Origin of the sequence: Mesorhizobium sp. 8 (assembly GCF_006351905.1) — a bacterium.
Classification (GTDB): Bacteria; Pseudomonadota; Alphaproteobacteria; order Rhizobiales; family Rhizobiaceae; genus Mesorhizobium; species Mesorhizobium composti.
The window spans coordinates 938017-959859 of sequence record NZ_CP040914.1 but is presented as its reverse complement, the minus strand read 5'-3'; the positions used below and the strand labels follow the sequence as shown (position 1 = coordinate 959859).

Sequence of the window (21843 nt, the reverse complement as noted above, 5' to 3'; positions counted from 1 at the left end):
GCTGGATCAGTCTTCGTCTGCCTGGGGCTTCTTGCCGGCCGTCTTGCGGCGCAGTGCCTTGGTCAGGCTCCAGATCTTCGGACTGTTCTTGATGAAGGCCTTGACGCTGGCATTGCCGCGCAGGCCGGAGGCCAGCATGCGCCCCTTAAGCGTCAGCGGAACCAGGACGTCGAGATGCTTCATCTCGATATCGCACCACTGGCGCTTGTAGGGCTCGTCGCCGACGGAGAAGTCGTAGACGGAAAAGCCGTTCCGGCAGGCTTCGGCTATGTTCTCGAAAAAGAGGAAATCGCCGGGACTGGCGTGAGCGAGGTCGTCTTCCGAAATGGCGCCGAACTCGCAGATCAGGCGCCGGCCGCCGACGCTGGAGCCCGTCACGGCGCGCAGCTTACCGGCTACTTCCAGCCCATGCAGGAGGAAGGGCGGCTCGCTCTCCTTCAGCGCCTCGGCAAACAGCTTGTGGAAGAATATCCTGACCTGCGGATCGGCGAAGACATTGGCGATGCCCATGCGCCGGAAACGGAACTCCTTCATGGCGAAGAAAGCGTAGAGCAGGCTGTGTACTTCCTCCGGCGTGCGCGCCTGGGTGCGCCGGAAGCCGCCGGCTGTCTCGAACTTGCGCGCCTGGGAGCGGTGCTTTTTCTTCTTGCGCTTGCCGTTCATGCGCGAAAGCACGGCCTCGAAGCCGCCGTCGAGATCGACCGCGAGCGAAAGGTTCGGGCTCGGGAAGGAGGGCAGCTTCGCCAGCGGGTTCGCCGTGCCGTCGAAATCGGGCAACAGGCGCTGCAAGGCGACCACGTCGATGTCTGGTCGGGCGGCAGCGACGGCATCGAACAGCGTCCGCATCTGCGGGCGGGTGATCTCGTCCAGCCGGGCCGGGTCCATGGCGGCAAAATTACCGTTGGCGTGACGCCCGCCCAAGAAGTGCGCGATGCGGAACGGCCCGTAGCGTTCGATTTCGAGCGCCAGGCTCAAAACGGGCCGGCCGCCGACCGCGAGCGTGGCGAGGATCGCGTCGGGACGTATCTCCTCGGTCCAGTGGCGCACCCACTGCGGGCTCTGCGCAGGGGCGAAGAGCGCTGTGCGGCAGAAGACTGAATAGGCTGCTTGTGCTTCATCCGAGATCGGCGAAACGCTGGCTACAGCAAGGCTGTCCCCGGTCGCGCGCGGCGAGGTCATGACGGCTCGATGGCCGGATTCCTTGAGCGACGCGGTTGCGTCAGCCATGCCTCTTGTCCCGGACGGACCTGTCGTATTCAGGCTTGTTAGCGCCTAATTGCGCGAAGGGTAGGCGCAAATAGTGAAGGAAAGACAAAGTGGGGCAGAGGCCGCCGCCGGCCGGTCAGTGCCGTGCGCGCGGCTCGGCGATCATCCATTTGATGATGCCCATGGCCGGCAGCACCCACAACAGGCCACTGAAAAGGAAGAAAAGCAGGTGGACGACCGGGCCAGATTCCGAAAGCTGGGCGACCGCCACGATCGTCGCCACGATCGCATAGACGATCACCAGCGCGACCAGCAGGACGGTTCCGATCAGCTTCTTCAGGCGCACGGGCATGGCATCGGCCTCGCTTCGACCCGTGCTCGATAGGGCCAAAGCCGGGCGTGCGCAACCCGTTCCGGCCGGCGCGACGGCGTGCCGCGCCGCACGGGCTTGCCAGCCGGCGCACCTTGGTCCACCAAGCTGGCTCCATCAATCCGCGCCTCAATGACCGGAGCCGTCATGGCCGCCATCGCCGAAACCCCAGCGCCGCTCGCCGCCCGCGACCGGGATGTCCGCAACCGGGCATTGGTGCGCGGCTGGCTCTATCTGGTGCTGGTGGCGCTGGTGGCGCTGGTGATGGTGGGCGGCGCCACGCGCATGACGGGATCTGGCTTGTCGATCACCGAATGGCAGCCAATCCATGGCGTCATCCCGCCGCTCAATGCGGCCGAATGGCAGGAGGAATTCACCAAATACCAGCAGATCCCGCAGTTCCAGCAGCTCAACAGGGATATGACGCTGGGCGAATTCAAGGGCATCTTCTGGTGGGAGTGGTCGCATCGGCTGCTGGCGCGCGGCATCGGCTTCCTGGTCGCCATCCCGCTCGTGTTCTTCTGGCTGACGGGACGCCTGGAGCGCAGGATGAAGCCGCGTCTGGTCGGTCTCTTGGCGCTGGGCGGCCTGCAGGGCGCCATCGGCTGGTGGATGGTCGCCTCGGGGCTGACCGAACGCGTTTCGGTCAGCCAGTACCGGCTGGCGACGCACCTCACCATGGCCTGTGTCATTATCGTTGCCGTGACCTATATGGCGCGCGCCGTTGCCACATATTCGCAAGAGGCGGCGTCCCGCGGTATCCAGCGGTTTTCGGGCATTCTTGTCGCGATGGTGCTGGTGCAGATCTATCTCGGCGGACTGGTCGCCGGCCTGCATGCGGGGCTGACCTACAACACCTGGCCGCTGATGGACGGCGCGATCATTCCGGGCGATCTTTTCGTCATCGAGCCGGCCTGGCGCAACCTGTTCGAGAATCCGAAGACCGTGCAGTTCATCCACCGCATGTTCGCCTATACGGTCTTTCTGGTGGTGCTGTGGCATGCTCTGGCCTTGACGCGGGCCTTGCCGGGATCGACCCATGCACGGCGTGCCTGGGTGCTGTTCGGGCTGGTCGCGGTGCAGGCCGCCATCGGCGTCGGAACGTTGTTAATGCAGGCGCCCATCGATGTGGCGCTGACGCATCAGTTCGTCGCCATGGTGGTGCTGATCTTCGCCACCGCCCATTGGCGCGGCACCAAGGGCGCTTACCCGCTGCCGCACGCGGTCGAAATCAGAAGCTGAGGCGTACGGCGCGGATCGCGCTTGCTACCACCAGTTCGCGCTGCTCGTCCGCGTCATCGCGGTCTCCAGCGTGCCAGGCGGCCGATAGTGCGCCGTAGGCGACGGCATGGTCCAGCAGGCGGCGCGGATCGTGACCCATGCTCAGCGAAAACACCGCCGCCATATGCGCGATGCGGTCGGGATCGAGGCATAGGTCGTCGCGGTCGAGCGGGTTGTAGAACAGGTTGGCGGCGTCGAAGCCGGCGTCGCCCAGAACCCCCTTCGGGTCGATGGCAAGCCAGCCGCGCGGGCTTTCTATGATGTTGTCGTGATGCAGGTCTCCGTGCAGCGGCCGCACGTCCTGCGGGGCGGACAGGAGCCGTTCGGCGATTGCGGCGGCTTCGCTGTAGAGACTGGTCGTGCCCGATGCGGCATCGGCCCGGGCCTTGTCGAAAAGCGCGGAAAACCGTTCGCGCAGCGGCTGCAGTTCCGCAGGCAGCCGTCGCCGCGACGGGGCATGCAGCCGCGCCATGACCTCGGCGACGATTTCGGTGGCTGCCTCATCGCCGTCGCCGTCCAGGACGGCGGTCAGGTGGCGGGTGCCGGCATATTCCAGCAGCATGTCCATGCGGTCGCGGCCGAGCAGCCGCACGGCGCCGTGGCCGTCGCGCCAGTCGAGATACCAGGCGCCGCGCAATTCGTCATCGACGTCGTCGAACGGTTTCAGCGCCTTGACGACAGCACTCGAACCATCCTCGCGCGTCACTTTCCAGATGCGGCTGGAAAACGTCTCGGCGATCGGTTCGGCAGCGGCGATCTTCCAGCGGCGTGGGAAGCGCCGTGGCAGGGTCAAGCCTTCAGGCCCAGCATGAGGTCGAGGTTCTGCACCGCGGCCCCCGACGCACCCTTGCCGAGATTGTCGTAAACGGCGACCAGCAGCGCCTGCGCGCGGGTGTCGTTGGCGAAGACATAGAGCTTCATGCGGTTGGTGCCGTTGTATTCTTCCGGCTGCAGGTCGGGCAGGCGCTCGCTGTCGGCATAGGGCGCGACCTCGACCACGCCGCCGTCGATACCGGCATAATGGTCGGCGAGTGCCGCGTGCAGATCGGCGCCTTTCGGCACTTTCGGCAACCCTTCCAACTGCAGCGGAACGACGGTGATCATCCCTTGCGCGAAATTGCCGACGGCCGGCTGCATGATCGGATCGCGCGAAAGGCCGGCGTAGCGGCGCAGTTCCGGCACATGCTTGTGCTTCAGCGTCAGGCCATAGGGCAGGAATTCCGGGGCATCCTCGCCCTTGGCGGCATAGTCCTCGATCATCGGCCGGCCGCCGCCGGAATAGCCGGTGATGCCGTTGACGGTGACCGGATAGTCGGCAGGCAGGAGGCCGCCAGCGATCAGCGGGCGCAGCGTGGCGATCGGGCCTTGCGGCCAGCAGCCGGGATTGGCGACGCGCTTGGCTTCCGCAATGCGCCGGGATTGTCCGGCATCCATTTCGGCAAAACCGTACTCCCAGCCTGCGGCGGTGCGATGGGCCGTGGAGGCATCGATGACGCGGGTGGTGTCGTTGGCGACCAGCGACACGCTTTCCTTCGCCGCGTCGTCGGGCAGGCACAGGATGGCGACGTCGGCCTCGTTGAGCGCATCGGCGCGGGCGGCGGTGTCCTTGCGGCGTTCGACAGGTACAGAGATCACGTCGATATCGCTGCGGTCGGCGAGCAGTGCGCGGATTTGCAAGCCCGTGGTGCCGTGTTCGCCGTCGATGAAGATTTTCGGTTTCATGCCTGTCTCGCGAAAGCCTGTGGGTCGGCTCAGATATCCTGGCCCTGATGGACGCCGTTGCCGCCGTCCTCGTAGCGCGCCCGCCGCTCGGCCAGCAAGCCGAGATAGTGCATGGCGACGGCCGAGCCGGCGATGGCTGTTATATCGGCGTGATCGTAGGCCGGTGCAACCTCCACCACGTCGGCGCCGACGATATCGACCTGGCCGATCTGGCGCAGCGCCGACAGGATCTTGGCCGAGGACGGGCCGCCCGCGACCGGCGTGCCGGTTCCCGGCGCGAAGGCAGGGTCGAGGCAGTCGATGTCGAAGGTCACGTAGGTCTTAATGCCGCCGGTGCGCTCGACGATGGCATAGGCGAGATCGGACGCCCGCATCTCCTCCACTTCGTAGCCGTGGATGATCTTGATGCCGAAGGTTTCGGGCGCATGGGTGCGGATGCCGATCTGGATCGAGCGGTCCGGGTCGATCAGCCCTTCCTTGACGGCGCGGCCGACGAAGGAGCCGTGGTCGATGCGCTTGCCGTCGTCGGGCCATGTGTCCTGATGCGCGTCGAACTGCACCAGCGCCAGCGGGCCGTGGATCGCGGCATGCGCCTTGAGCAGCGGATAGGTGACGAAATGGTCGCCGCCCAGCGTCAGCAGGAAGGCGCCGGACTTGAGGATCTTGGCAGCTTCGCGCTCGATGGCGGCCGGCGTCTTCTGGTGGTTTCCGGTATCGAGCAGGCAATCGCCGTAGTCGACCACCGCCAGCGCCTCGAACAGTTCGCGGTGAAAGGGATATTGCGGGTCGTTGTCCATGATCGCCGAGGCGCGGCGAATAGCCTGCGGCCCGAAGCGCGCGCCGGGGCGGTTGGTGACGGCGGCATCGAAGGGAATGCCCCAGACGACGGCATCGGCGCCTTTCACGTCCTTGCTGTAGCGGCGGCGCATGAAGGAGAGCGCGCCGGCATAGGTCGGTTCGGAGGAAGCCCCCGTCCTGGAGCGGGCGGTGAAGGCGTTGTCGATGTTCTGGCTTGCCATCGCTTGTCCTCATCTTTGTTATCGGGACGCAACAACTACAGAACCGATCCCGTACGCGCCAGTACGAGCGTGCTGGAAAGTGTCCGGGAACGGCACGGAAATGCCTTGATCGGCTATGGTGGCCGGCAGGATCGACGTCGGGAAGGGTTGCATTGCGGGCGGTGTAGAGCCGCCGGCCATTGCCTGCAGCCTTCAAAAACCCGATGTGAAAGCGGGACGGCCGACCGGTTTCACCGCGTGGCCGCTCTCGCCTCGGAAGGACAATGAATGCCGGATATGGGGTCGAATCAGGAGGCGGCGGCCATCAACCCGGGTGGGGAGACGGATGCCAAGCTCGTTTCCCTGCGCCGTACCAAGCTGGCTGCTGCCGCGGCGCTGGCGGCGTGCGTGGCGATCTTTGCCGCCGCGCGGTCGTTCCAGGGGCAGTATCCCTGGCTCGGCTTCGTCGCAGCCTTCGCGGAGGCGGCGACCATCGGCGGGCTGGCCGACTGGTATGCGGTGGTGGCGCTGTTTCGGCGGCCGCTCGGCCTACCCATTCCGCATACCGCCATCATTCCCGCGAACCAGAACCGCATCGCCGACAATCTCGGCCGCTTCATCGAGGTCAACTTCCTGTCGCCCGGCCCGGTGCGCGAGAAGCTGAACGAGGTTGATTTCGCCGCCCTGGTTGCCGACTGGCTTTCCGACCCGCGCCGCGCCGCCGGGCTGTCGCGCTTCATCGGCCGGCTGGCGCCGCAGATGCTCGGCGCCGTCGAGCAATCCGGCCTGCGCGATTTCATCGGTTCCCGCATGATGGCGCAACTGGAGAAGATCGAGGTGGCGCCGTTCGCGGCTGGGCTGCTCAGGGCATTCACCGAGGATCGCCGCCACCAGAAGCTGCTGGACGAACTCACCAGGGTCGTCGGCCGCTTCCTGAACGACGAGCAGGCATTGGCCGCCATGCGCGAGAAGATCCGCGAGGAATTGCCGACGATGTTCAATCTCTTCCGGGCCGACGCCTACCTCTTGAAGAAGATCGTCGCCTCGGCGGGCTCGCTGCTGGAAGAGATACGTGCCGATCCCGACCATCCGGTCCGTGCGGAATTCGACGGTTTCGTGCAGCAATTCATAGAAAGGCTGGAGCATTCCAGGGCCTATGCACGGCGCGCCGAGCAACTGAAGCGTACGTTTCTGGAGCGGGCCGAAGTGCGCGGCCTCGCCGGCGACATGTGGGAAAGCCTTCGGCTGTTCATCGAGCAGGATCTCGAATCGGAGAATTCCGCAGTCGCCGCCCATCTGGCGGGGCTACTGACGGAGGCCGGCCGGCAACTGGAGCGCGATCCGGCGATCAGGGCGGACATGAACCAGGGGTTCGTCGTGGCGCTGGCCTCCTTTGTGGAAAGCCAGAAGAGCGGGGTGTCGAGCTTCATCGCCGATCAGGTTAAGCGCTGGGATCTGGTGCAGCTCACCCGGCTGGTGGAGATCAATATCGGCCGGGACCTGCAATATATCCGCTTCAACGGCATGATCGTCGGCGGTCTTGCCGGGCTTGTCCTTTACGCGGCCGAACGGCTGTTCTTCACGCATTGACGGTTTGCCGCGCTGGTCTATTCTCGGTTGTACCGTTGCTCACATGCGCGGCGCCAAGGGAGAGCAGACGATGGCCAAGCAACCGGAATCCCATTCCTTCATGGATATGTTCGAAAAATTCGGCAAGGAACTGAAGATGCCGAAGGTTGATGTCGACGCCATTCTCGATCACCATCGCAAGAACCTCGAGGCGCTGGAGAAATCGGCCAAGGCCACGGCCGCGGGCGCCTCCTCCATCATGGCGCGGCAGCGCGAGATGGTGGAGGAATCGCTGCACGAGATCGCCGAGATGGCGCAGAGCTACCGCACGCCGGGCATGCCGAAGGAGATGATGGCCAAGCAGGCGGATTTTGCCCGCAAATCGTTCGAAGCTGCGGTGAAGAACACCGGTGAAGTCGCTGAAATGATGAAGAAGTCCGGCGGTGAATCGCTCGATATCCTGCGCGAGCGCATCAAGGAGGCGATGTCCGAGATCCGGCAGGGCTACGACAAGAAAGGCTGACTTCCCGGCACAAGGCTGGTAGGACCTGCTGCCGATGGCTGGACGGGATGTCCGGCCGGAAATCGTCGGAGCCGCGAGGCGCGACGCATGCGAAGCAGGTAGCGAAACATGACTAGGACCCCGCCGACCTACGAACAGTTGAAGACGATGGTTGGCCAGGAACTCGGCGTCTCCGAATGGACGCTGATCGACCAGGCGCGCATCGACCAGTTCGCGGAGTGCACGGGCGACCGTCAGTGGATCCACACCGATCCGGAGCGGGCGCGACGCCAGAGCCCGTTGCGCACGACAATCGCGCACGGCTATCTCACGCTTTCCGTCATCGGGGCGCTGATCCTCGAAATGGGCATCATGCCGGAGAACACGCAGGCCGCCTTCAACTACGGCATCGACAGCGTGCGCTTCCTGGCGCCGGTCAAGTCCGGTTCGCGGGTGAGGCTGCGTACGGTGCTGCTATCGATGGAGCAGAAGGGGCCGGGGCAATACCTGCTCAAGGCCTCGAACACGGTCGAGATCGAGGGCGGCGAGAAACCGGCGCTGGTCGCCGAGACGCTGGTGATGTGCTACGAGCGCCGCAAGAAGCCGGCTGCATAATATTCGCGAGCGTTGGCGCCGCCCCTCATCCGCCTGCCGGCACCTTCTCCCCGTAAACGGGGCGAAGGGGTACTCCGCCCGTCTTGCCCCTTTTTCATGCTGCAGGCGATTTGCGAAAGCGCCGATGAAAGCGCTCTTCGCCCCGTTTACGGGGAGAAGTGCCCGGCAGGGCGATGAGGGGCAGCGCTGCGTTTCAGAAGCGCGTGACGACGCCGATGCCCAGCCCTTCGAAACTGCCCATCGCCATCAGCGCGGCCGGCGCCTCGTCCAGCGCATAGTGACGGCCGACCAATAGTTCCGGCTTGAGCTTGCCCGAACGGATCATCTCCATCATCGCCGGATAGCGCCAGGCCTGCATGCCGTGGCTGCCGAGGATTTCCAGTTCGAAGGCGATCACCTTGGCCATCGGCACCTGCGGATGCGTGTGGTCGCCCAGCATCAGGCCGACCTGCACATGGCGGCCGCGGCGGCGCAGGTTGTTGATGGAGTTGGCGCAGGTGACTGGATGGCCGAGCGCGTCCATCGACATATGCGCGCCGCCATTGGTGGTCTGCTTGATCGCTTTGACGACGTTTTGCGTGGTCGAGGCGTTGACCGTCGCCACCGCGCCGACCTTTTTGGCGAATTCCAGCTTCTCGTCGGAAAGATCGACGGCGATGACGTTGGCGCCCATGGCCGAGGCGATCATGACGGCAGACAGGCCAACGCCGCCGCAGCCATGCACCGCGACCCATTCCCCGGGCTTGACGCGACCTTGATCGACAATGGCGCGGAAGGAGGTGACGAACCGGCAACCGAGGCTGGCGGCTGTGGCGAAATCCATCGCTTCGGGAAGGGCGACGAGGTTCGTGTCGGCATGGTCGATGGCGACATATTCGGCGAACGAACCCCAGGCGGAAAAGCCCGGCTGGAACTGGTGCTCGCAGACCTGCTGGTTGCCCGAGGCGCATTCGGCGCAACGGCCGCAGGCAGCGACGAAGGGGACGGTGACGCGCTGTCCGGCGCGCCAGCGGGTGACGTCGCGGCCGACTGCCGCGACCGTGCCGGCAAGCTCGTGGCCCGGCACATGCGGCAGGCGGATATCGGGGTCGTGCCCCATCAACCCGTGCCAGTCGCTGCGACAAAGGCCGGTCGCCTCGACCTTGATGACGACCCCGTCCGGTGCCGGGGAAGGGTCGGGCACGGTCTGGACGGACGGCAGTTCGCCGAATTTCTCCATGACGACGGCTTTCACGGCCTTCTCCTCAACTCAGCTTTCGGCGTCGATCTGGTTCTTCGGCGCCGCCCGCTGGAAAGCCGGCAGCGCCATGCAGGCTTCGTGGATACGCGAAATTACCGGATAGGGGCTCATATCGACGCCGAAGCGGGTGTTGTTGAGCACCTGCGCGGCGAGACAGATATCGGCAAGGCCGGGCGTGTCGCCATGGCAGAAGGTTCCGGTTTCGGATGAAGAGGAAAGCATTGTTTCAAGTGGCTGGAAGCTTTCGTTCACCCAATGCCGGAACCAGTTGACGACATCCTGGTCGCCGGCGCGGAACACGGTGCGCAGGCTGGTCAGGACTCTCAGATTGTTCACCGGATGGATGTCGCAGGCGATGATCTGCGCCAGCATACGCACGCGCGCCCGGCCGATGGCCGTGTCCGGCAGCAGCGGCGGCTCCGGCACCGTTTCGTCCAGATATTCGATGATCGCCAGCGACTGCGACAGCAGCCGACCATCCTCCAGGATCAGCGCCGGCACGAGGCCTTGCGGATTGACCGCCTTGTAGGCGGGCTCCAGATGCTCGCCGTAGCGCAGATGATGGGGGACGTATTCGTAGTCCAGCCCCTTCATGGCGAGTGCGATACGCACGCGGTAAGAGGTGGAGGAACGCCAGTAGTTGTGCAGCACAAGTCCGGTCATTGCGGCGACCCGACGGTGAGCTCAACCGTGCCGATGCCGTCGACGCCGCCGGTCACCTTGTCGCCCGCGGCGAGAGGTCCGACGCCTGCCGGCGTGCCGGTGTAGATCAGGTCGCCCGGCTGCAATTCCATCGCCTGCGAGCAGATCGCGATGATATCGGCGACCGGCCAGATGAGTTCGTTGAGGTCGCCGTCCTGTTTCACCGCGCCGTTGACGGCAAGCCAGATGCGGCCGCTCGTCGGATGCCCGACCATTTCGGCCGGAACCAGCGGGCCGCAGGGGGCCGAACGGTCGAAACCCTTGGCCCAGTCCCACGGTCGCGCCGCCTTCTTGGCAACGTCCTGGAGGTCGCGGCGGGTGAGGTCGATACCGACGCCATAACCCCAGACATGCGAAAGCGCGGCCTCGGGCGCCAGCCGGAAACCCGCCTTGCCGATGGCGACGACCAGTTCGATCTCGTGGTGCAGGTCCTTCGTCAGCGGCGGGTAGGGGATGGTGCTGCCCGAATCGACCACGGCATCTGCCGGCTTGGTGAAGAAGAAGGGCGGATCGCGTTCGTCGTTGCCCATTTCGCGGGCGTGGGCGGCATAGTTGCGGCCGACGCAGAAGATACGGCGCACCGGAAAGCGGCGGTCGCTGCCGGCGATGGCGACGGAAGGCTGGGCGGGGGCCGGAATTGCGAAAGCGGTCATGACTTACCTTGCTGTTGTCCACCGCACATTCGACCGGATTTCACGGAGCGGCAAGGCTCCGGCCGAGATTTTCGGGCAAAGCGCGTCCGGCTTTGCGGATCCCGGCCGCCGCTGTACTATTTGGTAATAACGGATGGCGTCACCGGCGCTATTCTAAAGTCGCGCGACAAAGCAGAGCCACGGGTGTCATGACCGCAGCCAGCGAAACCGGACGCTTCCTGATCATCGACGATCATCCGCTGTTTCGCGAGGCGCTGCACAGCGCCGTGCAGATGGCCTATCCGGATGTCGATACCGTCGAGGCGCGATCGATCGCCGAGGCGCTGGACCTGCTTGCCGGCGCCACGTCGTTCGATCTGGCGCTGCTCGATCTTTCGATGCCGGACGTGCACGGTTTCGACGGCTTGCTGCAACTGCGCATCCGCCATCCGCGCCTGCCGGTGGTGATCGTCTCCGGCCACGAGGACGCCAAGATCATTTCCGAGGCGCTGTCCTACGGCGCCGCCGGCTTCATTCCCAAGTCGGCGCGCAAGGACGACCTTGCCGCTGCCATCCGCTCGGTCATGGACGGCGCCATCTATGTGCCGCAGAACTACCAGCCGCAACCGGCCGACGCCGACCGGACCGACCGCGCCGACATGGTGCAGCGCCTGTCGAAGCTGACGCCGCAGCAACTGCGCGTGCTGCAGATGCTGCGGCAGGGCATGCTGAACAAGCAGATCGCCTACGAATTGCAGGTCGGCGAGACGACGGTGAAGGCGCACGTCTCGGAAATCCTGCGCAAGCTCAACGTCTATAGCCGCACGCAGGCGGTGATCGAGGTGGCCAAGCTCGACAATGCCGATCTGTTCAGGGAGCAGGCAGGGTTTTAGGACGGCAAGGGCCGGATCGAATCCGACCCGGCCCGATGTTTCCCGATGGTCTTGCGGGATCAGAAATCGAACAGTTCGCCGAGCAGCGATTTCTTCTTGTAGGGTTTTGAGCCGTAGCGGCGATCGTCGTCGTATCGGTCGCTGTCCCGGTCGCGGTCCCTGCCGGACGAGCGAGGCGCCTGTTCCGCCGCGCTCCGCTCGATGATCTTGTCCAATTCGCCGCGATCCAGCCAGACGCCGCGGCATTTGGGGCAATAATCCACCTCGATGCCCTGGCGATCGGCCATTGCGAGGTCGGTGTCGTCGATTGGGCATTTCATGTGCCGTTTCCCTTTTGCGGTTTTCAACCCTGCGCATGTGGGACGATCCGGCGCCACTTCAAGCAAGGCAGGGGTGCGGCGGGTTGGCGTATGGCGAGGACGCTACGCCAACAGATGCGCCAGCAGGGCCCGCAGTTGCGCCGGCTTCAGCGGCTTGCGCATGAGTTCGATGCCGGCCGCGCGGGCGGCGGCGATGACCGCCTGGGACGGATCGGCGGTGACGATGAGGGCCGGCACATCGCGGCCGAGGTAGTTGCGCGCCTCGGCGACGGTGAGGATGCCGAGGTCGCCGTTGTCGAGGTGCTGGTCGGCAATGACGATGTCGGGAACCCAATCCGTGTCGCCCAGCGTTTCCAGCGCCTCGCCGGTCGAGGTGGCGGTGCGCACCTCGCAGCGCCACCGCTCCAGCAGCGAGCCCATGGCGTTGAGGACGTCGATGTCGTTCTCGACGAGGAGCACCTTGGTACCGAACAGACCGTAGCCGGGCGCGCGCTCGGCTTCCGCAGGTGTGGGGGACGGCTCGACAACCGCATTGAAAGCCAGCGGCACGTCGACATGGAAAATGGTACCGCGTCCGACGCGCGAGGAAAAAGTGACGGGATGACCGAGCGCACCGGCCATGCGCCGCACGATGGCGAGGCCGAGGCCGAGGCCGCCGCCGGCCAGTTCGGCGCCGGGCGGCGCCTTGCCGCGCGAAAATTCCTCGAACACCGCCTCACGCTGTTCGTCGGGAATGCCGCAGCCGGTATCGGCCACGTCGATGCGGATGATGCCGCCGCGTTGGCGGGTGCCGACCAGAACGCCGCCGGTGCGCGTGTAGCGCAGCGCGTTGGAGAGGATGTTCTGCAGGATGCGCCGGAGCAGCGTGCGGTCGGATCGCACGGCGATATTGACCGGCCGGAAGCGCAATCCCAGCCCCTTGATCTCGGCCACCGGCTGGAAATCCGAACGCAGCGACGAAAACAGCGTCTCCAGGCTGACGTCGACGATTTCGGGCTGGACGACGCCGGCATCGAGGCGGGAAATGTCGAGCAGCGTGCGCAAAAGGTCTTCCATCGTTTGCAGCGAGCGCTCGACCTGGAGAACGAGTTTCCTGCCTTCCTCGCTGGTCTGCACTTCGGCCAGCGCCGAAACGGACAGGTGCGCGGCATTGAGCGGCTGGAGCACATCGTGGCTGGCGGCGGCCAGGAAGCGAGTCTTGGACAGGTTCGCCTGCTCGGCGTTCTCCTTGGCGGCCGACAGGTCGATGTTGGATTGTTCGAGGTGTCGCAGCGTGGCGTGAAGCTCCTCCGTGCGCATGCGCACGCGGTTCTCCAGCGAGATCGCCGTCTGGAACAGCGAAAAGGCGTTGCCCTGCTGGTCCATCGAGCGCTCGACGCGGCTGACCAGCGCCGCGTTGATCTTCTTCAGGCGCTCGACGTCGTCGATGTCGCGCAAGGGCACGGCGCTACTCCGCCGCCTGCCGCTGCTTCTGCCTCGTCGGGCCGAAGGCGATGCCGGTGAAGGTCTGGTTGAGGTGCATGGAGCGGTATTGCTCACCGTAAGTACCGAAGCCGACGACGCGCCGGTCCCGGTAGAGCTCGGAGATGTCGCGTCGCACCTGGCGGTTCTCCGCGTCGAGCCGGCGCAGCACGCAGTCGAAGCCGAGGATCATGTCGATGCCGCCCAGCCGTTGCTCGACGTCGTCGAGGGCCGCTCGGGTCGTTTCCACCATCCCCTTCGGCTGCGCGATGGACAGCACCACCCCGTCGTCTATGGCGCAGAAGAAGGAGAGCGAGCCGTCGGTGTTCATCTTTTGAATGGACCGGCAGTAATATTCGCCGCCCACCCTGACGACGACCGGATGCGAGGCGAAGGACAGCGGCGTCAGCGTCTCGGGCACGATGCCAACGGAAGCGGCGTATTCGCCGGCCGCGTTGGCGGCGTTGAATTCGCGCACGATGCGGTGGTCGGGATCGGATGCCGTCACCACCAGCTTTTCGTCGGTCGGAACGAAATTGTCGGTCTTGAAGACATGGAAGGGGATCGGCGTGTCGACGAGGACGATGACGGCGCTGTCGGTGGCGACGCGGCCGTCGCAGATCAGCCGCGTGGTTTCGAATTTCAGGTCGTCGCCGGCCGAGCCGCCGATCAGGGGTATGTCGTCCAGGCCCCAATGGATTGCGGAGGTGACGGCCTCCTCGGCGTATGAAAGCCCGTCGATGAAGCACAGCGCGAAGGTGCGGCGCTCCGGACCGCTGGCCTTCGGCAACGTCCTGCGCAGGTTCTCGACCTCGCTGGTGATGCGGTCCATTCCCACGGTGGAAAGGTCGTCGATCATGGTACAGGCCGCCGAGAAGGCCGGAGCGGGCAGGAGCATGGCCAGCACGTGGCCTTCCTCCAGCCCTTGCGGCGTGATCTCGCCGGCGGTGGAGCAGCCGGCGTGGCGCAGGCCGGGCGCATGCGCCTTCAGCGCGGCGGCAAGGTTCGCGGCGTCGACGAGGCTCTGGGAGAAGAAGACCAGCGCGAAGGCGGCGTCGATCGCCGCCGCCTCGGCGGCAATGGCCTGAGCAAAGGCATCCATATCGGGCTCGTCGGTGGTGAGCGCCGTCAGGCCGCATGCATAGCGCGTCCGCGAACAGGCCAGCGTCGTTCTCCCGAAAATTCCTCCCGCTTCCGCGCCTCCAGCGGATAGCTCCGGCATTGTCATCGTCGCGCCCTGCTTTGGCAAGCGGCCGGCAAAAACTACGTGACCTAAAGTACAATATGGCTCGGAAAGCCCTGGGCTGTTGCTGTTCCGTTATTGGTGCTTAGAATAGCGCACGCGGCTTACGTCGTGCCGTTGCCGCATACCAAGGTTGAATACCCAGGGGAGGCTTCATGTCGCAAGTTTCGTTGACGGTAAACGGGAGGCAGGTCAGCGGCGCGGTCGAGGATCGTACGCTGCTGGTGCATTTCCTGCGTGAGCATCTGGGCCTGACGGGCACCCATGTCGGCTGCGACACATCGCAGTGCGGCGCCTGCGTCGTCCACGTCGACGGCAAGGCGGTCAAGAGCTGCTCCATGCTCGCCGCACAAGCCTCGGGTTCGACGGTGGTGACCATCGAGGGGCTGGCGGATGGCGCCGACCTGCACCCGGTGCAAGCCGCGTTCAAGGAACATCACGGCCTGCAATGCGGCTTCTGCACGCCGGGCATGATCATGACGGCGACCGATATGATCCGCCGCCATCCGGAAGGTCTCGACGAGACTACCGTGCGCGCGGAACTGGAAGGCAACATCTGCCGCTGCACCGGTTACCACAACATCGTCAAGGCGATCCTGGCCGCTTCCGCAGCGATGGGCAAGGCAGCCAAGGGCAAGGCGAAGAAGGCAGCTTGAGAAGGGAATAGGGCAATAAGGGAGTAGGGCATTAAGGGACGAGATCGGTCCCTATTCCCTTATTGCCCTATTCCCATACTCCCTTGCCGAAGGTTCTGGAGGAGACATTTCTGATGGGTATCGAAGGCGTTGGCGCCCGCGTGGCGCGCAAGGAAGACAAGCGCTTCATCACCGGTGCGGGACGTTATGTCGACGACATGGTGGTCCCCGGCATGAAGCATGCCGCTTTCGTGCGCAGCCCGCACGCGCATGCACAGATCAAGAAGATCGACGTTTCCAAGGCCAAGGCGATGCCGGGCGTGATCGGCGTCTTGACCGGCAAGGAATTGAAGGCCGACGGCATCGGCAACCTGATCTGCGGTTGGATGATCCATTCCAAGGACGGCTCGCCGATGAAGATGGGCGCCTGGTCGCCGCTCGCCGTCGACAAGGTGCGCTATGTGGGCGACGCCGTCGTCATCGTGGTCGCCGACACCAAGGGCCAGGCGCGCGACGCCGCCGAGGCCGTCGAGATCACCTACAAGGAACTGAAGGCGGTCGTCGACGCCTCCAAGGCGATGGACAAGGGCGCGCCGCAGATCCATCCGGAGGCCGAGAACAACCTGATCTTCGACTGGGATCTCGGCAATGCCGACGAGACGGCCGCCGCCTTCAAGAAGGCCGCGCACGTCGTCAAGATGGATATCGTCAACAACCGGCTCGTGCCGAACGCCATGGAGCCGCGCGCCGCTCTCGGCCATTACGACAAGGCCGAGGACCACTACACCTGCTGGACGACCTCGCAGAACCCGCACGTCGCCCGCCTGGTGATGAGCGCGTTCTACAACGTGGCGCCGGAAAACAAGCTGCGCGTCATCGCGCCCGACGTCGGCGGCGGCTTCGGCTCGAAGATCTACATCTATCCGGAAGAGATCGTCTGCCTGTGGGCTTCGAAGAAGACCGGCGTGCCGGTCAAATGGGTTGCCGACCGCACGGAAAGCTTCCTGTGCGACGCGCACGGCCGCGACCATCACACCCATGCCGAAATGGCCTTCGACAAGGACCACAAGATCCTCGGCTTCAAGGTTGAGACGATCGCCAACCTCGGCGCCTACATGTCGCTGTTCTCGTCGGCGACGCCGACCTACCTCTATGCGACGCTGCTGTCGGGCCAGTACGACATCCCGGCCATCCTCGGCAACGTCAAGGCGGTCTATACCAACACCGCGCCCGTCGATGCCTATCGCGGGGCAGGGCGGCCGGAGGCGGCCTTCCTGATCGAGCGCATGATGGAGGTCTCGGCGCGCCAGTTCGGCATCTCGCCGGCCGAGTTGCGCCGCAAGAACTTCATCACGTCCTTCCCGCACCAGACGCCGGTCATCATGAACTATGACGCCGGCGACTTCGCCACCTCGCTCGACATGGCCATGAAGGCGGCCGACTACGCCGGCTTCGAAAAGCGCCGCGAAAAGGCCAGGAAGGCCGGCAAGCTGCGCGGGATCGGTTTTTCCTGCTACATCGAGGCCTGCGGCATCGCGCCGTCGGCCGCGGTGGGCTCGCTGGGAGCCGGCGTCGGTCTGTGGGAATCGGCGGAAGTGCGCGTCAACGCCGTCGGCACCATCGAGGTGCTGACCGGTTCGCACAGCCACGGCCAGGGCCATGAGACGACCTTCGCGCAATTGGTGGCCGATCGCCTGAAGGTGCCGATGGACTCCATTTCCATCGTCCATGGCGACACCGACAAGGTGCAGATGGGCATGGGCACTTACGGTTCGCGCTCCGGCGCGGTCGGCATGAGCGCCATCGTCAAGGCGCTCGACAAGGTCGAGGCCAAGGCCAAGAAGATCGCCGCGCACCTGATGGAAGCCGACGAAGGCGATATCGTCATCGAGAACGGCGCCCTGAAGGTTGCCGGCACCGACAAGAACGTGCCGTGGTTCCAGATGGCGCTGGCCGCCTATACCGCGCACAACCTGCCGGCCGGCATGGAGCCCGGCCTGAAGGAGACGGCCTTCTACGACCCGGCCAACTTCACCTTCCCCGCCGGCTGCTACGTCTGCGAGGTCGAGGTCGATCCCGAAACCGGCATGACCGAGATCGTCCAGTTCGTCGCCGCCGACGACTTCGGCAACATCATCAATCCGATGATCGTCGAGGGGCAGGTGCACGGCGGCGTCACGCAGGGCATCGGCCAGGCGCTGCTCGAAGGCACCAGCTACGACGCCAGCGGCCAGCTGCTGACGGCGAGCTACATGGACTACACGATGCCGCGCGCCGGCGACGTTCCGTCCTACAAACTGTCGACGTCTAGCACGCCGTCGCCGTCCAATCCGCTTGGCATCAAGGGCTGCGGCGAGGCGGGCGCCATCGGCTCACCGCCGGCGGTCATCAATGCGATCACCGACGCGATCGGAACGGAAGACATCACCATGCCGGCGACGCCCAACAAGGTCTGGGCGGCGATCCGCGCGGCGAAGCACTGAGGGAGGCAGCCATGTATTCGGTCAACTATCATCGCGCGTCCTCCGTCGCCGACGCCGCCAAACTGTTGAAGAGCGGTGACGCCAAGCTCGTCTCGGGCGGCATGACGCTGATCCCGGCGATGAAGACGCGGCTGGCCGCGCCTTCGGATCTCGTCGACGTCTCGCGCATCGAGGCGCTGAAAGGCGTCAAGGTGTCCGGCAAGACGGTGACCATCGGCGCCGCGACGACGCATTTCGAGGTCGCCAGCGACGAGAAGCTGAAGAAAGCCTGCCCGGCACTGGCGCACCTGGCCTCGCTGATCGGCGACCCGGCGGTGCGGCATCGCGGCACCATCGGCGGTTCTATCGCCAACAACGACCCGGCGGCCGACTATCCGGCCGCGATGCTGGCGCTCGGCGCCACCATCGTCACCAACAAGCGCGAGATCGCCGCCGACAAGTTCTTCAAGGGCCTGTTCGAAACGGCGCTGAAGGATGGCGAGATCGTCACCGCCGTCACTTTCGCAGCACCCGCCAAGGCGGCTTACGAGAAGTTCCGTAACCCGGCCTCGCGCTATGCTGTGGTCGGCGTCTTCGTCGCCAGCGGCAAGGACGGCGTGCGCGTTGCCGTCACCGGTGCAGGCGATGACGGCGTCTTCCGCGCCAAGCCGCTCGAGGCAGCACTTGCGAAGAAGTTCGACGCTTCGGCGCTGGACGGCGTCAAGGTGCCGGCCGGCAGCATGATGAGCGACATCCATGCCTCGGCGGACTATCGCGCGCATCTGGTGACGGTCATGGCCAAGCGCGCGGTCGCGGCAGCCAACCGGTAGCGTTCCAAAGCGTGTCGCGATCTTTCAGATTCGCTCCGCACGCTTTGGCTTCCTGATTCACGCATATCTCCCGAGACCGGTTCCCACTTTCGGGAGACATGCTTCGGCCCTTTCTCCCAGGCTCTTCGCCTGTTTTGCGGCCGGCTGCGAAGCCGGCCGTCGTTTTTTAGTGATTGCTTGAATCTTCGACTATCGTCGTATGCCATTCATTGGCAATTGTCATATCGTGCTCCGATATTACTCTGTCCCTTGCCTATAACAAACAAGGGAGAGGGAATCATGGATACAGGATCGGGAGGCGGCGGCTGGTTCAGCCGCTCGCGCACGGTCGCCAAACCCGGCTTCAGCCGGTGGATGGTGCCGCCGGCGGCATTGTGCGTGCATCTTTGCATCGGCCAGGCCTATGCGTTCAGCGTTTTCAACCTGCCGATGACCAAGCTCATCGGCATTTCCGAATCGGCGCCCGACGACTGGAAGCTGACGGAACTGGGGTGGATCTTCTCCATCGCCATCTTCTTCCTCGGCGTTTCCTCGGCGGTGTTCGGGCGCTGGGTGGAGGAGGGCGGCCCGCGCAAGGCGATGTTCACCGCCGCCTGCTGCTGGGCCGGCGGCTTTCTCATCTCGGCCTTCGGCGTTTCCATCCACAATCTGTGGGTCATCTATCTCGGCTACGGCGTGCTCGGCGGCATCGCGCTCGGCATCGGCTACATCTCGCCTGTTTCGACGCTGATCAAGTGGTTCCCGGACCGGCCCGGCATGGCGACAGGCATGGCGATCATGGGCTTCGGCGGCGGCGCCTTCATCGCTTCGCCGCTGTCGGTGTGGCTGATGGGCAAATTCGGCTCCGATACGCATGTCGGCGTCATGGAGACGTTCGTCGTTCTCGCGATCGTCTACTTCATCTTCATGGTCGTCGGCTCGATCATCGTGCGCGTGCCGCCGGCCGACTGGAAGCCCGAGGGCTATGTCGCGCCGAGGGAAAACAAGCTCATCAGCAAGAACGACGTCTATGTCTACGACGCGCTGAAGACGCCGCAGTTCTGGCTGATCTGGGTGGTGCTGTGCGTCAACACCACGGCCGGCATCGGCGTCCTCGGCCAGGCGTCGGCGATGAGCCAGGAGATGTTCCCCGGCCACATCACGCCGATCGCCGCCGCAGGCCTCGTCGGCCTGATGAGCCTGTTCAACATGGGCGGACGCTTCGCCTGGGCCTCCACGTCCGACTATATCGGCCGCAGGAACACCTACTTCGTGTTCATGGTGCTGGGCTTCGTCCTCTACTGCCTGGTCCCGTTGACCGGTGCTGCCGGCAGCGTGGCCGGTTTCGTCCTCTGCTTCCTCGTCATCATCTCGATGTATGGCGGCGGCTTCTCGACCGTGCCGGCCTATCTGCGCGACATGTTCGGCACGCGCTATGTCGGCGCCATCCACGGCCTGCTGCTCACCGCATGGTCGGCAGCCGGCATCTTCGGGCCGGTGCTGGTGAACTACATCCGCCAGTACAACGTCGCCCACGACGTGCCGAAGGCACAGGCCTACAACACCACCATGTACATCATGGCGGGCCTGTTCGTGATCGGCTTCATCTGCAACTTCCTGGTCAAGGCGGTCGACGCCCGCTTCCACATGAAGGCGGATAGAACGGCACTGGATGCCGCCGGCGAAGCGGCCAGGGCGTAGGGAGGAAACCATGGAAAACAGCAATAGCAACGGCACCACCACCCTGCAGCTCGTGCTGGCCTGGGGTTTCGTCGGCATTCCGCTGGTGTGGGGCGTCTTCCAGACCCTGCTGAACGCATTGAAGCTGTTCCAGTAGGGTGCAGCTCAGCAGGAAGGCGGCGCTCGCTCGTCGCCTTCCTGCCGTTCGAGTTTTCAGTATCAGCCGGTCAAGGGCTTTTCGTAGTAGCGCACCGTCTTGCTGCCTCCGTGGATGGCGGCAGTTCCGACTTCGCGAAACCCCAGTGCGGCGTGGAAAGCGTCCGAAGCCGGGTTCGGCGGCTCGGCGTTCACCTCGCAGGTGACCAGCGTATGGCCCGCCTGCATGGCGCGGGCGAACAGGTCCTCGTAGAGGCGCCTGGCATGGCCGCGCCCGCGTGCGGATACCGCGACCGCCACGCGGTCGACATAGACGAAACGCCGATAGCGCTGGCGAAACCACAGGAAGTTCGGGCTGTCGTAGGCGGCATCCTGATCGAAGGTGATCAGGATGGCCTCGACCGAGCCGATGCGCCGGGCGTGAAAGGCCTCGCCGAGCAGGCCGGAGAGCCCCTCCGGCTCCAGCCACGACAATTCGGCGGCATGCTCGTTGTTGAGTGCCAGAACCGCGGCCAGATCGGCCACGCCGATCGGCTCGATGGGCAACGGAGCGAAACTCATGCGCGTGCGGCGGCGATGGTGGCGGCCACCAAATCCCCGTCGGTGACGGTGTTGCGGTATTCGCGATCGAGATCGCTGCCGCCCATGCCGACCTTGGGGTTGCGATAGCGCATGGCGCTCGGCACGTCCTTCAGCGAGGCGAAGTGCATCTCGGTCAGTCCCGTTTTGCTGCGGACCGTGCCGATGGTGTCCGGAGCAAGCGCACCGCAACCGAGGATGATGATGCGGCCCGCCGCCTTCTCGACCAGCGCGGCCAGAAGGTCGACGCCTTCCACGGCGGTGTCGCGCTGGCCGCTGGTCAGCACGCGGCCGACACCGCAGCGGACCAGCGCCTCCAGAGCCTCGAACGGGTCGCGGGTCATGTCGAAGGCGCGGTGGCAGGTGACGTTGAGCGGCCCGGCCGCCTTGGCGAGTGTCGTCATGCGATCCTCGTCGATGGTGCCGTCCTCTCTCAGGCAGCCGACCACGACGCCGGCCACGCCGGCATCGCGCAGCGCTTCGACATCGGCCAGCATCGAGCGGTATTCCGCCTCGCTGTAGAGGAAATCGCCGCCGCGCGGCCGCACGATCACATGAAACGGGATCGTAGCCAGTTCCAGCGCCATGCGCACCGTGCCGAGGCTCGGCGTGATGCCGCCCTCGATCAGGCTGGCGCACAATTCCACCCGGTCGGCGCCGGCCGCCTGCGCGGCCAGCAGGCCGTCTATCCCCTCGACGCAGATCTCGATGAGCGGCAGGCGGTCGTTGGTTCCGGACAAGGCAGGTCCTCACGGTTTTCAATCGTCG

Annotated in this window: 23 protein-coding genes; 10 read left to right on the top strand and 13 right to left on the bottom strand. The window is 65.1% G+C overall.

Translation table 11 applies throughout. From position 1 onward, the window contains the following. Positions 1–6: 6 nt before the first annotated feature. Together FGU64_RS04455 and FGU64_RS04450 are read right to left on the bottom strand one after the other, a co-directional pair. Positions 7–1227, bottom strand: coding sequence for a GNAT family N-acetyltransferase (locus FGU64_RS04455; protein WP_139951044.1), 1221 nt, complete (start codon positions 1225–1227; stop codon positions 7–9). Between the two features lie 115 nt (positions 1228–1342). Then, entirely contained in the window at positions 1343–1558 is a 216-nt protein-coding gene (locus tag FGU64_RS04450) for a DUF2842 domain-containing protein (RefSeq protein WP_136353508.1), read from the bottom strand. 165 nt (positions 1559–1723) lie between these two features. On the opposite strand from FGU64_RS04450, the gene FGU64_RS04445 reads away from it, so the two are divergent. Continuing rightward, the gene (locus FGU64_RS04445; RefSeq protein WP_139951043.1) at positions 1724–2818 is read left to right on the top strand and encodes a COX15/CtaA family protein; all 1095 of its coding nucleotides are present in this window, start codon (positions 1724–1726) and stop codon (positions 2816–2818) included. On the opposite strand, the gene FGU64_RS04440 is transcribed toward FGU64_RS04445, so the two are convergent. The 3 genes from FGU64_RS04440 to speB are packed head-to-tail and all read right to left on the bottom strand — an operon-like array spanning position 2808 to position 5598. After that, on the bottom strand, positions 2808–3644 hold the full coding sequence (locus FGU64_RS04440) for an aminoglycoside phosphotransferase family protein (protein WP_139955262.1): 837 nt from the start codon (positions 3642–3644) through the stop codon (positions 2808–2810). The genes FGU64_RS04445 and FGU64_RS04440 overlap by 11 nt on opposite strands. 2 nt (positions 3645–3646) lie before the next feature. Beyond that, positions 3647–4579, bottom strand: coding sequence for an N-acetyl-gamma-glutamyl-phosphate reductase (gene argC / locus FGU64_RS04435; RefSeq protein ID WP_139951042.1), 933 nt, complete (start codon positions 4577–4579; stop codon positions 3647–3649). 29 nt (positions 4580–4608) lie between these two features. Beyond that, the gene (speB, locus tag FGU64_RS04430; protein ID WP_136353515.1) at positions 4609–5598 is read right to left on the bottom strand and encodes an agmatinase; all 990 of its coding nucleotides are present in this window, start codon (positions 5596–5598) and stop codon (positions 4609–4611) included. Positions 5599–5874: 276 nt separating this feature from the next. Here speB and FGU64_RS04425 point away from each other — a divergent pair, with 276 nt between their 5' ends. The 3 genes from FGU64_RS04425 to FGU64_RS04415 all read left to right on the top strand — a co-directional run bounded on the left by FGU64_RS04425 (position 5875) and on the right by FGU64_RS04415 (position 8263). After that, positions 5875–7167 (top strand): DUF445 family protein, encoded by a 1293-nt coding sequence (locus FGU64_RS04425; RefSeq protein ID WP_139951041.1) that lies wholly within the window; start codon positions 5875–5877, stop codon positions 7165–7167. Between the two features lie 70 nt (positions 7168–7237). Then, complete coding sequence (gene phaP, locus FGU64_RS04420) at positions 7238–7669, top strand: TIGR01841 family phasin (RefSeq protein WP_139951040.1); 432 nt, start codon at positions 7238–7240, stop codon at positions 7667–7669. Between the two features lie 108 nt (positions 7670–7777). After that, the gene (locus FGU64_RS04415; protein ID WP_139951039.1) at positions 7778–8263 is read left to right on the top strand and encodes a MaoC family dehydratase; all 486 of its coding nucleotides are present in this window, start codon (positions 7778–7780) and stop codon (positions 8261–8263) included. 193 nt (positions 8264–8456) lie between these two features. Here the strand turns inward: FGU64_RS04415 and FGU64_RS04410 are convergent, their stop codons facing one another. From FGU64_RS04410 to FGU64_RS04400, 3 genes are read right to left on the bottom strand one after another with little or no spacing between them, the layout of a single operon-like run. Further along, positions 8457–9497: a zinc-dependent alcohol dehydrogenase family protein gene (locus FGU64_RS04410; RefSeq protein WP_139951038.1), complete on the bottom strand. Its 1041-nt coding sequence runs from the start codon at positions 9495–9497 to the stop codon at positions 8457–8459. Positions 9498–9512: 15 nt separating this feature from the next. After that, positions 9513–10166, bottom strand: a complete 654-nt coding sequence (gene maiA / locus FGU64_RS04405) for a maleylacetoacetate isomerase (protein WP_139951037.1) — start codon at positions 10164–10166, stop codon at positions 9513–9515. Continuing rightward, a complete protein-coding gene (locus FGU64_RS04400) occupies positions 10163–10858 on the bottom strand; it encodes a fumarylacetoacetate hydrolase family protein (protein ID WP_139951036.1) in 696 nt (231 codons plus the stop codon). The genes maiA and FGU64_RS04400 overlap by 4 nt, the downstream gene beginning before the upstream one ends. Positions 10859–11046: 188 nt before the next feature. Here FGU64_RS04400 and FGU64_RS04395 point away from each other — a divergent pair, with 188 nt between their 5' ends. Next, on the top strand, positions 11047–11730 hold the full coding sequence (locus tag FGU64_RS04395) for a response regulator transcription factor (protein ID WP_139951035.1): 684 nt from the start codon (positions 11047–11049) through the stop codon (positions 11728–11730). A 59-nt stretch (positions 11731–11789) separates the two neighbouring features. Here the strand turns inward: FGU64_RS04395 and FGU64_RS04390 are convergent, their stop codons facing one another. The 3 genes from FGU64_RS04390 to FGU64_RS04380 form a co-directional block, all read right to left on the bottom strand. Beyond that, on the bottom strand, positions 11790–12050 hold the full coding sequence (locus FGU64_RS04390; protein ID WP_139951034.1) for a zf-TFIIB domain-containing protein: 261 nt from the start codon (positions 12048–12050) through the stop codon (positions 11790–11792). A 102-nt stretch (positions 12051–12152) separates the two neighbouring features. Continuing rightward, positions 12153–13493, bottom strand: a complete 1341-nt coding sequence (locus tag FGU64_RS04385; RefSeq protein WP_139951033.1) for a hybrid sensor histidine kinase/response regulator — start codon at positions 13491–13493, stop codon at positions 12153–12155. Positions 13494–13497: 4 nt separating this feature from the next. Further along, positions 13498–14733: an FIST N-terminal domain-containing protein gene (locus FGU64_RS04380; RefSeq protein ID WP_246671241.1), complete on the bottom strand. Its 1236-nt coding sequence runs from the start codon at positions 14731–14733 to the stop codon at positions 13498–13500. Positions 14734–14909: 176 nt separating this feature from the next. On the opposite strand from FGU64_RS04380, the gene FGU64_RS04375 reads away from it, so the two are divergent. The 5 genes from FGU64_RS04375 (at position 14910) to FGU64_RS23700 (ending at position 20497) form a co-directional block, all read left to right on the top strand. Further along, entirely contained in the window at positions 14910–15410 is a 501-nt protein-coding gene (locus tag FGU64_RS04375; RefSeq protein ID WP_136353537.1) for a (2Fe-2S)-binding protein, read from the top strand. A gap of 113 nt (positions 15411–15523) precedes the next feature. Beyond that, positions 15524–17872, top strand: coding sequence for a xanthine dehydrogenase family protein molybdopterin-binding subunit (locus FGU64_RS04370; protein WP_136353539.1), 2349 nt, complete (start codon positions 15524–15526; stop codon positions 17870–17872). A gap of 11 nt (positions 17873–17883) precedes the next feature. Further along, complete coding sequence (locus tag FGU64_RS04365; RefSeq protein WP_139951031.1) at positions 17884–18681, top strand: xanthine dehydrogenase family protein subunit M; 798 nt, start codon at positions 17884–17886, stop codon at positions 18679–18681. A 279-nt stretch (positions 18682–18960) separates the two neighbouring features. Then, the gene (locus FGU64_RS04360) at positions 18961–20361 is read left to right on the top strand and encodes an OFA family MFS transporter (RefSeq protein WP_136353543.1); all 1401 of its coding nucleotides are present in this window, start codon (positions 18961–18963) and stop codon (positions 20359–20361) included. Positions 20362–20371: 10 nt separating this feature from the next. Then, the gene (locus FGU64_RS23700; protein ID WP_269142494.1) at positions 20372–20497 is read left to right on the top strand and encodes a hypothetical protein; all 126 of its coding nucleotides are present in this window, start codon (positions 20372–20374) and stop codon (positions 20495–20497) included. Positions 20498–20559: 62 nt separating this feature from the next. Here the strand turns inward: FGU64_RS23700 and FGU64_RS04355 are convergent, their stop codons facing one another. Then, the gene (locus tag FGU64_RS04355; protein WP_139951030.1) at positions 20560–21057 is read right to left on the bottom strand and encodes a GNAT family N-acetyltransferase; all 498 of its coding nucleotides are present in this window, start codon (positions 21055–21057) and stop codon (positions 20560–20562) included. After that, the gene (locus FGU64_RS04350; RefSeq protein ID WP_139951029.1) at positions 21054–21815 is read right to left on the bottom strand and encodes a copper homeostasis protein CutC; all 762 of its coding nucleotides are present in this window, start codon (positions 21813–21815) and stop codon (positions 21054–21056) included. The genes FGU64_RS04355 and FGU64_RS04350 overlap by 4 nt, the downstream gene beginning before the upstream one ends. Positions 21816–21843 lie beyond the last annotated feature (28 nt).